This window comes from Empedobacter sp. UBA2044, assembly GCF_002333005.1.
Taxonomy (GTDB): Bacteria; Bacteroidota; Bacteroidia; order Flavobacteriales; family Weeksellaceae; genus Empedobacter; species Empedobacter falsenii_B.
Map to the genome: position 1 here is coordinate 18,323 of NZ_DDBA01000015.1, position 14,061 is coordinate 32,383.

General features: G+C 31.1%; 13 protein-coding genes. 7 read left to right on the top strand and 6 right to left on the bottom strand.

What is annotated here, in order from left to right; genetic code table 11:
* Positions 1 to 3: 3 nt before the first annotated feature.
* Complete coding sequence (locus tag B4E59_RS01580) at positions 4 to 753, top strand: SDR family NAD(P)-dependent oxidoreductase (RefSeq protein ID WP_219034947.1); 750 nt, start codon at positions 4 to 6, stop codon at positions 751 to 753.
* 17 nt (positions 754 to 770) lie between these two features.
* A complete protein-coding gene (locus tag B4E59_RS01585; RefSeq protein WP_286496092.1) occupies positions 771 to 947 on the top strand; it encodes a hypothetical protein in 177 nt (58 codons plus the stop codon).
* 28 nt (positions 948 to 975) lie between these two features.
* Here the strand turns inward: B4E59_RS01585 and B4E59_RS01590 are convergent, their stop codons facing one another.
* Positions 976 to 1,434: a GNAT family N-acetyltransferase gene (locus tag B4E59_RS01590; protein ID WP_286496093.1), complete on the bottom strand. Its 459-nt coding sequence runs from the start codon at positions 1,432 to 1,434 to the stop codon at positions 976 to 978.
* Between the two features lie 49 nt (positions 1,435 to 1,483).
* The gene (locus B4E59_RS01595) at positions 1,484 to 3,850 is read right to left on the bottom strand and encodes an outer membrane beta-barrel family protein (protein ID WP_286496095.1); all 2,367 of its coding nucleotides are present in this window, start codon (positions 3,848 to 3,850) and stop codon (positions 1,484 to 1,486) included.
* Between the two features lie 122 nt (positions 3,851 to 3,972).
* Here B4E59_RS01595 and B4E59_RS01600 point away from each other — a divergent pair, with 122 nt between their 5' ends.
* Together B4E59_RS01600 and B4E59_RS01605 are read left to right on the top strand one after the other, a co-directional pair.
* Positions 3,973 to 5,295: a sensor histidine kinase gene (locus B4E59_RS01600; protein ID WP_291050910.1), complete on the top strand. Its 1,323-nt coding sequence runs from the start codon at positions 3,973 to 3,975 to the stop codon at positions 5,293 to 5,295.
* The gene (locus B4E59_RS01605; protein ID WP_125350247.1) at positions 5,285 to 5,962 is read left to right on the top strand and encodes a response regulator transcription factor; all 678 of its coding nucleotides are present in this window, start codon (positions 5,285 to 5,287) and stop codon (positions 5,960 to 5,962) included. The genes B4E59_RS01600 and B4E59_RS01605 overlap by 11 nt, the downstream gene beginning before the upstream one ends.
* 89 nt (positions 5,963 to 6,051) lie before the next feature.
* Here the strand turns inward: B4E59_RS01605 and gdhA are convergent, their stop codons facing one another.
* Positions 6,052 to 7,401 carry an NADP-specific glutamate dehydrogenase gene (gdhA, locus tag B4E59_RS01610; protein WP_221854634.1) on the bottom strand — a complete coding sequence of 450 codons (1,350 nt, stop codon included), beginning with the start codon at positions 7,399 to 7,401 and terminating at the stop codon, positions 6,052 to 6,054.
* Between the two features lie 199 nt (positions 7,402 to 7,600).
* Positions 7,601 to 8,191, bottom strand: coding sequence for a DUF937 domain-containing protein (locus B4E59_RS01615; RefSeq protein WP_180905983.1), 591 nt, complete (start codon positions 8,189 to 8,191; stop codon positions 7,601 to 7,603).
* A 104-nt stretch (positions 8,192 to 8,295) separates the two neighbouring features.
* Here B4E59_RS01615 and B4E59_RS01620 point away from each other — a divergent pair, with 104 nt between their 5' ends.
* Together B4E59_RS01620 and uvrA are read left to right on the top strand one after the other, a co-directional pair.
* On the top strand, positions 8,296 to 9,333 hold the full coding sequence (locus B4E59_RS01620; RefSeq protein ID WP_219034942.1) for a GyrI-like domain-containing protein: 1,038 nt from the start codon (positions 8,296 to 8,298) through the stop codon (positions 9,331 to 9,333).
* A gap of 86 nt (positions 9,334 to 9,419) precedes the next feature.
* A complete protein-coding gene (gene uvrA / locus B4E59_RS01625) occupies positions 9,420 to 12,245 on the top strand; it encodes an excinuclease ABC subunit UvrA (protein ID WP_291050913.1) in 2,826 nt (941 codons plus the stop codon).
* A gap of 46 nt (positions 12,246 to 12,291) precedes the next feature.
* Here the strand turns inward: uvrA and B4E59_RS01630 are convergent, their stop codons facing one another.
* Entirely contained in the window at positions 12,292 to 12,828 is a 537-nt protein-coding gene (locus tag B4E59_RS01630) for a hypothetical protein (protein ID WP_286496097.1), read from the bottom strand.
* A gap of 252 nt (positions 12,829 to 13,080) precedes the next feature.
* Between B4E59_RS01630 and B4E59_RS01635 the strand changes: the two genes are divergently transcribed.
* Entirely contained in the window at positions 13,081 to 13,545 is a 465-nt protein-coding gene (locus tag B4E59_RS01635) for a Dps family protein (RefSeq protein ID WP_286496098.1), read from the top strand.
* A 109-nt stretch (positions 13,546 to 13,654) separates the two neighbouring features.
* Here the strand turns inward: B4E59_RS01635 and B4E59_RS01640 are convergent, their stop codons facing one another.
* Positions 13,655 to 13,981: a YegP family protein gene (locus B4E59_RS01640; RefSeq protein ID WP_125350254.1), complete on the bottom strand. Its 327-nt coding sequence runs from the start codon at positions 13,979 to 13,981 to the stop codon at positions 13,655 to 13,657.
* Positions 13,982 to 14,061: the final 80 nt, after the last annotated feature.

The window sequence follows — 14,061 nt, forward strand, 5'->3', positions numbered from 1 at the left end:
AAAATGAAAAGAACAGTCTTCATAACCGGAGCAACATCTGGCATAGGAATGGCGACAGCAAAGAAATTAGCACCAAATTATCGTTTAATTTTGTGTGGGCGTCGTCAAGAACGATTAGATGAAATTCAGGCAGAATTGAGTCAAATTACGGAAGTAAAAACCATTCAATTTGATGTTCGAGACAAGGAAGCTGTTTTTAATGCAGTAGAAAGTTTAGAAAATGAGTGGAAAAATATTGATGTTTTAATCAATAATGCGGGAAATGCGCACGGATTAGCACCTTTTGATACAGCTGATTTGGAGGATTTGGAAGCAATGATTGATATCAATGTAAAAGGATTAATTTACGTTTCGAAAGCAATTATTCCAATTCTTAAACAATCATCAAATGCTCATATCATCAACCTTTCTTCGATTGCGGGAAAAGAAGTTTATCCAAATGGAGGAACATATTGTGCGTCGAAAGCGGCGGTAGAATCGTTAAGCAAAGGAATGCGTTATGATTTGTTACCTTACGGAATCAAAGTTTCCAATATTGCGCCAGGAGCGGTAGAAACAGAATTTTCTTTGGTTCGTTTCAAAGGAAATCAAGAACTTTCGGATAATGTATACAAAGGTTTTGAACCATTGGCTGGAGAGGATATTGCAAATGCAATAGAGTATTTGTTGCAACAACCAGAACATGTACAAATTGCTGATGTTACAATTTTTCCAAAAGCGCAAGCTGGAGGAACTGTTTTCTTGAAAAAATAATCTATTTCGAAAAATTGATGTCGATAAATAAGGACGGAAGTAAAATTCGCTTTTTAACGGAAAATGCAAATGCGAAAGTTTTTAAAAATGTGTTGATGAGTATTAACAGCGATGATCAACAAATGTACATGATTATGGATGGTGAAATTACGGCATCCGAAATGAACAAAATGGTAAAAGAATCTAATAAATAATAAAAAAGCTGAGCATCGCTCAGCTTTTCTATTTCAATATTTTTTCATAACAAACACTTTCTTCGATGTCTTTGTATTGATCGTAATTTTCGATTCTTGTGTAATCACATCGTTCATACAACGCGATTGCTTCGGGTTGTTTCAATCCGGTTTCCAAAATACATCGTTCATAATTTAATTCGATTGCCCAATTTTCTAACTCATTCAGAACTTTAGCTGCAATTCTATTTCCTCTAAAATCAGGATTTACATACATTCTTTTCACTTCCATCGTTGTATCATAATAATGTTTTATAGCGCCACAACCAACAGGATTTTCGTTTAAATAGGCGATAGCAACGTGATTTATTTTGTCAACTTTATTGTATTGCGAAAAGAAAGAATGAAATTCGCCATTTCTTATCGCTAAATCTTTATCTAATTCTGTTACCAATTCTTGAAAATCTTTGTTAGAAGAATTTGTTCGAATGATTTTTACTGAATTCATTTTATTGCTTTTCCTCAAATTTAATAAAACTTAAGTTTTTTTTGTAACGCTAAATTCTATTTTGTTCTGCAGTTTTTTCCGCTTGTTTCGCTTCTTTTACTTTCTGGTTTCCGAAATTGTATTTCAAATTCAACATAAAATATTGTGTATCGCGATAATCTTTGAAATATTGATTTTGGTTTGCGTATTTCGTAGAAATCGTATTGCGATCAGTTTTAAAAATATCATTGAAAACCAAACCAATTTCAAAACGTTTATCCCATATTTTTTTGTTTAAAATCAAATATGTATTTTGAGAAGAACTAATATCAAATGAAGCTTGAATAGCTGGGGAATTATAATGATATCCTGTCGAAATATTAAATGTTTTTGCTTTGTCTAAATCCAATTGAGTGCTTAAAGAAATATAATAAGTAAACACATCATTTTTGTATTGTTGTTGATCTGGTCCGAAAAAATAATTTTGATTATATTCCACAAATGTAAATAAATTCAGTTTCCACCACGATTTTAGATTAAAATTTTTCGAAAGATTTGCTCCAAAAGCTTCTCCATTTTTGATGTTTGTAAAATGATAAACTGTTTCGAAAGTTTCAGGATTTTGAATAGAAATTTCCATCGCTGGATTTTTCTCGTATCGATAATAGGCTTCAAAATTCCAATCTTTCAAAGTGTAAGATAAACTCAAATTGTGAATAATCGTAGAAATTGCATTGGCATCGCCCTGAAAATAAGAAAACAGATTGTAATATGATTTTGAAGGATTCAAGAAATTATAATCTGGTCGATCAATTCTTTTTCCATAATTCAAACCAATTTGTCCAGTATTTTCAAAATTATACATGACGTATAAAGTTGGAAAAAGATCGGTGTTTGTTCGTTTATTTTGGCTAATTGGATTATCAGAAATCGTATTTATAAGAGCTGTTTCAGATCTCAAACCAGCTTTTGCTTCCCATTTTTTCCATTTGTAATTTCCAGAAATATACAACGCAAAAATCTGTTCTTTGTAATCAAAAATATTACTTTTTTCGGGTTGATATTCGATTTGATTTTGAATCGACTCAAAGAAATCTAAATCATTATCATTCTTCACAAAACTATATTTCGCTCCCGCTTCCAAGCCGAAATTTTCATTAGTGAAACTATAATCAATTTGTGTAGAAAATAGATTCAATTTTTGAAGTGCAGCACTCAAAAAACGATTTTCTTCATAAGGTTTATCCTTGAAATTCAGTTTTGTTAAAACATCTTGATTTTCTTTGTAATAACGATGACTAAAATTGTTACTCCAAGTCAAATTATTTTTCGCAATTTTTTTGTCATAAACCAAATACGTATTAAAATTATTTGAAGCTTCGCGACGATGATTTTGTGTTTTATAAAATGATTCAAGTTGATTATTTGTTGTATTGTAAATATTTGTCGGAACGTTATAATTCCCAATTGAAGCAGGATTTCTAGAACCATTTATTCCAAACTGAAAATTCTGTAAACTATCAATTGAATATTGAGAAGCAAAGTTGTAAATATGTTGTTGTTTCGCAACTGTTCGACGAATCATGTCACTTTCCCAGCGTGTCTGATCTTTTTCATAAGTTGTTACATCAAAATTCTTGCGAACATATTTTCCATTCACAAAATAATAACTTCCTGTCAATTGCCATTTTTCTGTATTGTAAGATTGGGTAGTACCCAGCATTCCTTTGCTATAAATAGATTGATGATAACGTGTCGCAATTTGTCCTTTGTAACCAGAAAGCACATTTTTCTTCATTTTAATATTTATAATCGCGCTTCCAGAAGCTTCATATTTTGCAGGCGGATTGGTAATGACTTCAACCGAAGAAACTGTTGCACCATCAGTATTTTCCAACAATTGTTTCAAATCATCTTGGGACATTAATGTTTTTTTATCATTAATTGTGACTAAAATTTGCGTATTTCCTCTCACACTTAACTGTTCATTTTTTAGAAGAACATTTGGCGTGTTTTTCACGATATCCCAAGCACTTAAATTTTGCAAAGGCGTATTTTCGACATTAAATTCTATTCGATCAATTTTTCGTTTCAACAAAGGTTTTTGACTAGAAAAAACAACGTCTTTTAAGTTAATTGTTTCATCTTTTTGAAGCGTAATAATCAAAGAGTTTTCTGAGTTAGCTTGATATGTCTTTTCAAATTCTTGGTAACCAAATTCTTTAATGTAAATTGTAAATGATTGTGCTTGATGAAGCTCAAAATTAAATTCGCCATTTTCATTCGATTCAGCTACAATTGGATCTTGTGAAGGAATTTCAACTTCAATAGAACTATTTTTGATTGGTTGATTTTGCTCATCGATAATTTTTCCAGAAATAATTTGTGCAAAAATTAAATTTGGAAGTAGCAGAAAAAATGTTATTACTATTTTCATGGTTCAGATTTTTAACAAATCTCTTTCAAGTTTCGATTTTACTTGGTTAATGAACGGTTAACGATGAGTTAATGTGTAATTTATGTGCGAAAACAATGTATTTTTGAATTGATGGAAAGCTTATGAAATTATCTAAAAAACATTATACATTTATTTTCTCTTTTGCATTGATCGTTTTGGTTGCATTGCAAGGGTATTATATCTACAATTTGTATCGATTGATTGAGAAAGATATGAATAAAGAGGCGTGTGAAATTGGAGTTAAAGTGATGAATTTTATGTCAAAATATGAAACAGATTCTAATGATGATAAGATTTTAGATTATTTCAAAAAACTGAATCATGATGAAAAAAAACAGTTTGATGAATTACAAATAATTCGAACGAAAGTAGATTATAATTATGAGATTTATACGCCAATTGTAGATTCTCTATTAGACGTTTATTCTAAGGAAAATAATTTTGAAATAGCGCTTCGTACAGATGTTTATTCGGTTTATGATGAATTGAATCATAAAGAATTATTGCCAAAGAAAAAGTATGTGATTTACGAAACGACAAATAAAATTGCGAAACCAACTAATATTAATCAAAGTGTTTGGTCATCGGATGATATTAGTAATCAAACAGATTCTGATTTAGGAATTAATAAAAATGAACGTCATAAATATAAAATTAGAGGAAAGACAGATTTTGAATTACTGAATTTGAAATTTTTAATTCTCAAGAAAATTATTCCTTTAATCATTGTGAGTTTGTTGATTGTTGGATTAATTGTCTTTTTGTATTGGAAAAGTCTTAAAAATTTATCGAAACAAGAAGAAAAAATCAATCAATTACATTTGACAATAGACTCTATTGCGCATGAATTGAATACGCCAATTACGACGATGAAATTTGCTTTGCATCAAGTTCAACATCCAGAAACGCAACAAATGATGAACAGACAAATTAATCGTTTGGAGCAAACTGTTGATTCTATTTTTGTGAAAAATGACGAAAATTCTGAATTGTTAGATGAGGTTATTTTGAATGAAATTATCCAAAAGATTCAACTTCAATATCCAGAAATTAAACTTATTAATCAAAGTATTTTCGAGAAAAATAATGTACTGAAAACAAACGATTTTAAACAAATTGCTCAGAATTTAATTGAAAATTCAGTCAAATATGGAGCTACTGAAATTGTATTAGATTTTAAATTTCAAAAAAAAATAACATTGAATTTTTCGGATAATGGAATTGGAATTCCAACCAATGATTTGCCTCTTATTTTTGATAAATATTATCGTGTGAATCGTTCTATTAACCAAAATGTAAGCGGTTTGGGTGTTGGATTATTTTTGGTCAAGAATACAATCGAACGATATTTAGGAACAATTAACGTTCAGAATAATAAAGACAAAGGTGTTCAATTTTTAATCATTATGCCGAATGAAAACTAAATTAATTTTAGTAGAAGATGATCAAGATTTGGGAACTGTTCTCAAACAATATCTAGAATTTTCTGATTTTGAAGTGACTTGGTTTGATCATCCACAAAAACTATTGAAGGAAATAGAATCGTTGGAATCAGCTCAATTAATCATTTTTGATGTCATGTTACCCGAAATTGATGGTTTTTCTTTGGCGAAAAAATTAGCCGAAACCATTACAATTCCATATTTATTTTTGACTGCTAAGGCGCAAAGTTTTGATCGTGTTTTAGGTTTGAAATTAGGTGCAGATGATTATATCACAAAACCTTGCGATCCTGAAGAATTGGTCTTGCGAATAAAAAATATTTTGAAACGAAATCAACCTGTTTTAGAAGAATTGATCAAAATTGGAGCTTATGTTTTTCTTCCAAATCAATTGCAATTATCTTATCAAGAAGAAAAATTTCAGTTAACAGAAAAAGAAGCAGAATTGTTGAGTTTCTTGATTCAGAATAATCAAAAATTAGTGAGTCGTAAAGAGATTTTAGAAAAAATTTGGGGTGAAAACGATTATTTTATGGGTAGAAGTTTGGATGTTTTTATGACACGTTTGCGCAAATATTTTCAGAACGACGAAATGATAAAATTTGAATCTGTTCGAGGTATTGGTTTTAAAATTAATTTTCCACTCTAAAAAAATAAAGCTGAACAGAAGTCCAGCTTTAATAACAAACAATTGAATTCTAAATTCAGTAAAGGGAACCGAATTTTATAAATGGATTTTTATATTCCTTGAGCAATCATAGCATCGGCAACTTTTACGAAACCAGCTATATTAGCGCCTTTGTAATAATTTATATTTTCTTGAAATTCACCTTTTCCATATTTTTTACATTGGTGATGAATTTTTATCATAATTTCTTTTAATCGATAATCTACTTTTTCTCTGTTCCAATTTTGACGGATCGAATTTTGAGACATTTCCAATCCAGAAGTTGCAACACCACCAGCATTCGCAGCTTTTCCAGGACCGTATAAAATTTGATGATCCAAAAAATAATGAACCGCTTCGGGAGTTGTTGGCATATTAGCACCTTCGGCAACCAATTTGCAACCATTGAGATGTAAAGTTTGCGCATCTTGTAAATCCAATTCGTTTTGTGTTGCACATGGCAAAGCTATATCACAAGGAACTTTCCAAGGATTTTGGTCGGAGAAAAATTTAGCGTTTGGATAATAATCAACATACTTTGAAATTCTATCGTAATCATCATTCTTAATTTTGAAAATGACATTTAGTTTTTCTGTATCAAAACCGTCTTCATCATAAATATATCCAGAAGAATCAGAAAGTGTAACCACTTTTGCGCCTAATTCCAGAGACTTTTCAGCAGCATATTGTGCAACATTTCCAGAGCCAGAAATAGAAACTGTTTTTCCTTTTAAGGTTTCTTTTTTTTCGGCTAACATACATTCTACAAAATATAATAAGCCGTAACCAGTAGCTTCAGGACGAATCAAAGAACCGCCATATTCTAATCCTTTTCCAGTTAAAACACCTGTAAATTCGTTTCGCATTCGTTTGTATTGACCAAATAAATAACCAATTTCTCGTCCTCCAACGCCAATATCACCAGCAGGAACATCGACATCTGCACCAATATGACGAGATAATTCGCTCATAAAAGATTGGCAGAAGCGCATAATTTCCATGTCCGATTTTCCTTTTGGATCAAAATCAGAACCACCTTTTCCGCCACCCATAGGTAAAGTTGTCAAGCTGTTTTTGAAAACTTGTTCAAAAGCTAAGAATTTAAGAATAGAAAGATTAACAGATGGATGAAAGCGCAAACCACCTTTATAAGGACCAATCGCAGAATTCATTTGTACACGATAACCTTTGTTGATTTGGATTTCGCCTTTATCATCAACCCAAGTTACTCTAAATTGAATAATACGTTCTGGTTCTGCAATTCTTTCAAGAATTTTGAACTTTTTGTATTTAGGGTTTTCTTCTACAAATGGTAAAATGGTTTCGGAAACTTCTTCAACTGCTTGTAAAAATTCTTTTTCGTTAGGGTTTTTTGATTTAATTCTTTGAATGAATTTTTCTGAGTAAAATAAAGTATCCATGCTATTTGTGTTTTATTGTTGATAAAATTATATTAAATAACAAATAAAATAATATATTTTTTAAATCAAACTTTTAATATTTATGAATTTGATAATTTCGAATACTTAGAATATATAGGTTGATAATTTTTGAAACAAAAAAAGCAGGAAAATTTCCTGCTTAATAAATTTTGTATTTTTATTCAGTTTAAGACAAGACTTATTTTTTGAAAAATCCACCCAATAAACTCATGGCATCTCCAATTCCTAATTGTCCATCACCATCCTGATCTAACAATTTTTCGAAACCTCCTAAATTTACTCCGCTTTGGTTTGTTTGAGTTGTAGAACCACCAACTAAACCGCCTAATAAACCAGCAATCCCATTTGAATCTAATCCAGCAGATTGTTTTTGTTTACCCAAGTAGCCCATTACAATTGGCGCAACTAACGCTAAAATTTGAGTAACTTGTGCTGTATTCAATCCAGATTGTTGAGAAATTGCAGATTCTACATTTTGTTGTTTATTTCCTAAAACGTGACCTAAAATTCCTAATCCATCTTGTTGGTTTCCTCCTTGACCTAAAAATCCAGAAAGATTATCCAAAATACTCCCGTCATGTTGATTCAAAGCATTCGAAATTCCTTCAGCACCTCCGCCTTGTGCATTTTTATTTAAAGCAGACAATAAAAAAGGTACAGCTGCTGCAACAGCAGTTTGAGCTTGAGATTCATTAATCCCTAATTGTTTTGCAGCAGAACCAACAATTTGTTGTCCCATTGCTCCTTGAATTAAATTAGTAAAGTCCATAAGTTTATATTATTTACTCAAATATACTATTTTTAAAAGATTAATTCAGATTAATATTAAGAGTCCTACAAAGTATTTCTATTTTTGTACAATCAATTTTGTAAATGAAACAAATAAATCTTTTTTTAGTAATCATTATTGCGGTTTTGGCTTTATTACCAATCGTTTTACCGAATCGTTTCGACGAAGAAATGCAATATGAATTTGATGCACCTGTTGGTTTGGTGTACGACGAATTTTATAATCTTCGTCAATTCTCGAAATGGCAACAATTTACAGCTTCGGATTCTTTGACAATCAAGAAATTTTCGAATACAAAAGAAGAGGACGAAAATTATATGATATGGGATTCAGAAGATGCTTCAATTGCTTCAGGAAAAGTAACGATTGAAAATTTTTCGATTAATCGTTTCGTTAATTATACGATAAAATATGATGGTTGGGAAAAATTAGATAGTTTGAATGTCAAATTTGAACAACAAGAAAATGGGAAAACAACTGCAAAATTGAATTATTTAAGTCAAGAAATTCCTTATTTCTACCGCTATTTTGCTTTTTTCAAAAATCCTGAATCTAAATTTGAAAAATCTTTGGATAACCTAAATCAAAAAGTGAAAGTTAGATTAGATAAGGATCAAAAAGAAGGACGATTGAATTATGGTGAATATCGAATTGTAGAATTAGGTCGAACAAATTTATTAGCGATTCGTAAACAATCAAGTTTAGCGGAAAAAGATATAATGGATAAAGTAGATGGTGCTTTTGAGGTGATTTATAAATCGTTAATGAATAAAGATGAAGGTGGTTTTGATTTCGATTTAGGTTTTCCATATGTCTACTTTACTGATTTTGATAAAGAAAAAGATAAGACAACATTTTTTGCTGGAATACAATTAATAGAAGATTTGCCTTTGCAAAAAGAGATGAAAAAAGTGGTTGTTCCTGGTGGAGATTATTTGTTGACATTGCATTTAGGACCTCGTTCTAAGCGTGCGCAAACAATCGAGAAAATGAAGAATTATGCAAAATCTAAAAAATTACAACTGGATACAAAACAATTAGAAATTATGTTAAACGATCCGAAGGAAACAGATAGTTTAAAACTAATTTCTCGAATTTATATTCCAATTAAAAAACAATAAATACTTAAGAATTAACAATTTTTAAAGTACACTTAGCCACAGTAATGTGGCTTTTTTTGTATTTTTGCAACTTCTTACAAACGAACATGGAAAAAGATTTTATTGAAGTTTACGGTGCACGTGAACATAATCTAAAAAATATTGATGTAAAGATTCCTCGAAACGAGCTTGTGGTAATCACGGGTTTAAGTGGAAGTGGGAAATCTTCGTTGGCTTTTGATACGATTTATGCAGAAGGACAACGTCGTTATATCGAAACTTTTTCGGCTTATGCACGTCAATTTTTGGGAGGTTTAGAACGTCCAGATGTTGATAAAATTGATGGTTTGTCGCCTGTTATTGCAATTGAGCAAAAAACGACCAATAAAAATCCGCGTTCCACTGTTGGTACAATTACAGAAATTTATGATTTTCTTCGTTTGTTGTATGCGCGTGCTTCTACGGCTTTTTCAGTCGAAACAAACGAACAAATGGTTGCTTACACAGAAGAGCAAATTATTGAGTTGATTCGAACACAATACAGCGAGAAGAAAATTGCGATTTTAGCGCCAATTGTACGTTCAAGAAAAGGTCATTATCGAGAAGTTTTTGTAACATATTCTAAAAAAGGTTTTCTTGAAATGCGCATTGATGGCAAGTTGCAAGATATTACGCCTGGAATGATGTTAGATCGTTACAAAACGCATGATATCGAATTGATGGTGGACAAAATGTTGTTGAATGATAAGGTGAATGATCAACGTTTGCGTTCAAGTATCGATCATGCAATGCAACAAGGTAATGGGATTACGATGATTTTGGATTACGAAACCAATGAAACGAAATTCTTTTCTCGTTCATTGATGTGTCCGTCGACAGGAATGTCATATGCGTTGCCAGAACCGAATACATTTTCGTTCAATTCACCAAAAGGTGCTTGTCCGACGTGTACAGGTTTAGGTGAGTTGAAAGTGGTAAATCACGAAAAATTATTTCAAGATAAAGATAAATCGTTGTTTGATAATTTGGAAGAATTATTTGAGACGTTAAAATCATCTTCTCGAATAGAAAAACAATTGGAAGCGATTTTTGTCAAACATAATGTTGACCAGAAAGTTGCTTTCAAAAAACTTCCTCAAGCATTGATTGATGATGTAATGAATGGTTTGAAAGAAACATTGAATCTTGATCTTAAATTTGCATCAGTTAAAAAAACATATAAAATCGATTTTGAAGGATTGAATGAATTTCTTTCTGAAATAATGGAAGATAAAAATAATCCGTCTTCAAGTTCGATTAGCAAAAAGTTTGGAAAGAAAGTTATTTGTCCAACTTGCGAAGGGAAACGTCTTAAAAAAGAATCACTTTTCTTTCGTATCGATGATAAAAATATTGGTGAAGTTGCGGAAATGGATCTTCAATCGTTGCAAAAATGGATTGAAAATGCACCAGTTTCGATGACGTCGAATCAACAACAAATTGCGCACGAGATTCTGAAAGAAATTTATACGCGTTTATCTTTTTTATTAGATGTCGGATTAGATTATTTAAGTCTTAATCGCTCTTCTAGAACACTTTCTGGAGGCGAGGCGCAACGAATTCGTTTGGCAACGCAAATTGGTTCTCAATTGGTGAATGTGTTGTATATTTTAGATGAGCCAAGTATTGGTTTGCATCAACGCGATAATGTCAGATTGATAGATTCGTTAAAGAAATTACGCGATATCGGAAATTCAGTTTTGGTTGTAGAACATGATAAAGACATGATTTTGGAATCAGATTATGTGGTTGATGTTGGACCAAAAGCAGGAAAAAATGGTGGTCAAATTGTTTGGGAAGGTGAACCAGAACAAATGTTAAAATCAAATACATTAACATCAAAATACTTAAACAATCAGTTACAAATCGAAGTTCCAAAAGAACGAAGAAAAGGTAATGGGAATGAATTAAAACTTTTTGGAGCATCTGGAAACAACCTGAAAAATGTAAATCTTACCATTCCTTTAGGAGAGTTGGTTGTAGTTTCGGGTGTTTCAGGTTCTGGAAAATCAACGTTGATTAATGAAACGTTGTACAGAATTCTGAATCAACATTTCTTTAGAGCAGAAAAAGATCCGATGCCTTACAAAAAAATCGAAGGTTTAGAACATTTGGATAAAGTAATCGAAGTGGATCAATCGCCAATTGGTCGTACTCCTCGTTCTAATCCTGCAACTTATACGGGAATTTTCTCTGATATTCGTACGTTGTTTACAAATTTACCTGAAGCGAAAATTAGAGGTTATAAACCGGGACGTTTTTCGTTTAATGTAAAAGGTGGACGTTGCGAAACTTGTCAAGGAGCAGGTTTGCGTGTAATTGAAATGAATTTTTTACCCGATATTCATGTCGAATGTGAAACATGTAATGGAAAACGATTTAACCGCGAAACGTTGGAGGTTCGCTACAAAGGAAAATCAATTTCAGATGTGTTAGAAATGACGGTAAATGAAGCGGTAGAATTCTTTGAAGCAATTCCGAAAATATTTCGTTATGTGAAAATGTTGCAAGATGTAGGTTTGGGTTACATCACGCTTGGGCAGCAGTCGACAACATTGAGTGGAGGAGAAGCGCAACGTGTGAAATTAGCAACAGAATTGGCTAAAAAACAGACAGGAAAAACAATTTATATTTTAGATGAACCGACAACAGGTTTGCATTTCGAAGATGTAAATGTGTTGATGAAAGTGATTAATAAAATTGTGGAATTTGGAAATACGGTTATCATTATCGAGCATAATTTAGATGTGATAAAGTTGGCTGATTATGTGATTGATATTGGTCCTGATGGTGGAGGTAAAGGAGGTAAAATTGTCGCCGAAGGAACACCAGAAGAAATTGCTAAAAATTCTAAAAGTGTGACAGGAAAATTTTTAAAAGACGAATTGAAATAAATATAAAAAAATCCATCTAAAAACTTTAGATGGATTTTTTTATCACTTATAATCCGATTGAAACGCCCATAAAAGGTTGTAATCCTGAAGAAAATATACTTTCGTTTTCTTTGTATAAAACATTGTACATCACACCAGCTTGAAATCTTACTGGTCCGCTCGATTGATATCCAGCTCCTAACCATAACGCAGATTCGTCTATGTCAGCCTCATAAATACTGTTGTAATATGGTGTGCGATCGTTGTATTTTTGTTTTCCTGTGTAGTACATATAATTGGCTCTCAAGAAAATATTTTCGATTGGAAAAAAGTTAATGTAAGGACCAACATTAAACAAATTTTGTTTTACATAATCATCTTTTGCATACTGATAACCAGCTGTCGCACCCAATTCTAAATTGTTTGCAACCATATAACCTACACTTGGAGAAATATTAAATCCAAAATAACTATTATTCCCAAAAGATAGTCCCAAACCACCACCGAAACGCCAATTATTATTAAGTGTTTGATTTTGATTTGTTTGAGAAAAAGAAGTGTTGCTTAGGGTTAAAGAAATGATAAATAAAAGAAACTTTTTCATAGAAATTTAATTAATTTTTAACTTTTCAAAATGGCTCTAATTGAAAAAACCACTATAAATTTGTCTAATCAAAAATAATAATTCTGTTTTTAAGTAAACATCATTATTTATTTTAAGTTAATTCGAGTCGTTCATAGTTTTTAATTATAAAAGAATAGAAATAAGATTTAATAAATCTATAATTTATTCATTTTCTGGTTTTATATTTGCTTTAGTAAAGTTAATCAAATAGACAATATAAAATTTAATCATATGAAATTATTATCGCCAGAAAAAAAGCAAAAAATCGCTGATATTTTAATTAAATTATTAGCTGATGAACATATTTTATACTTAAAAACAAGAAATGCACATTGGAATGTAGAAGGTCCTGATTTTCAGACAATACATGTGTATTTTGAATCGTTATATAACGAGTTACAAATTGTTATAGATGATGTTGCAGAAAAAATTCGTCAAAAAGATGTTTATGCACCAGCAACTATGGCAGAGTATTTGCAGTTAGCTCATTTATCAGAAACAAGAAAAACAGAAAACAAAGATAGTTTAAGTTTTATTGCTGATTTACTACACGATCACGAAGTTATTATTAACTTTTTGGCGCAGGCTGTAGTAGAAATTGATGAGTTTCATGATATATCAACTTCGGATTTCTTAGTTGGTTTATTAGAACAACATCAAAAAACTGCTTGGATGCTTGGATCGCATCTAAAATAAAGTTGAACATTATTTTACTTCATAAGTTTTTAGTGTTAATTCATATTAGTGTTAATTAGGTTGAGCCTTGGATTTATCCAAGGCTTCAGCTTTTTATGACGGTTTGTAATTAACCTCCTACTTCTTTTATTTCTGCATCAGCAGCATTTGTTTTTACAGAAGCAATTCCATTTTTAGCGCCAGATTCAGTTTCGTACGATTGGCTTGTCCCAATTACTTGTCCATTTGTTGCCTTTAAATTGAAATGCCATTTACCAGAAGCACCTTCTTTTAATTCGTATTTAGAATCATCTTGCGAATTTTTGCGAACAGATTCAATTCCGTTTTCGCAGCTTGCTTTTTGTTTATAACCTTCGCTTGCCAAAATATTTTGTCCATTTTTAGCTTTCAAACGAAAACGATATTCTCCTGCTTTGTCTTGATAAATTTCGAACATAATTTAATTTTTTATAAATATTTTATTTTGTTGATTGATATAAATTTATAAAAATTATTTGATAATTATCAATCTATAAA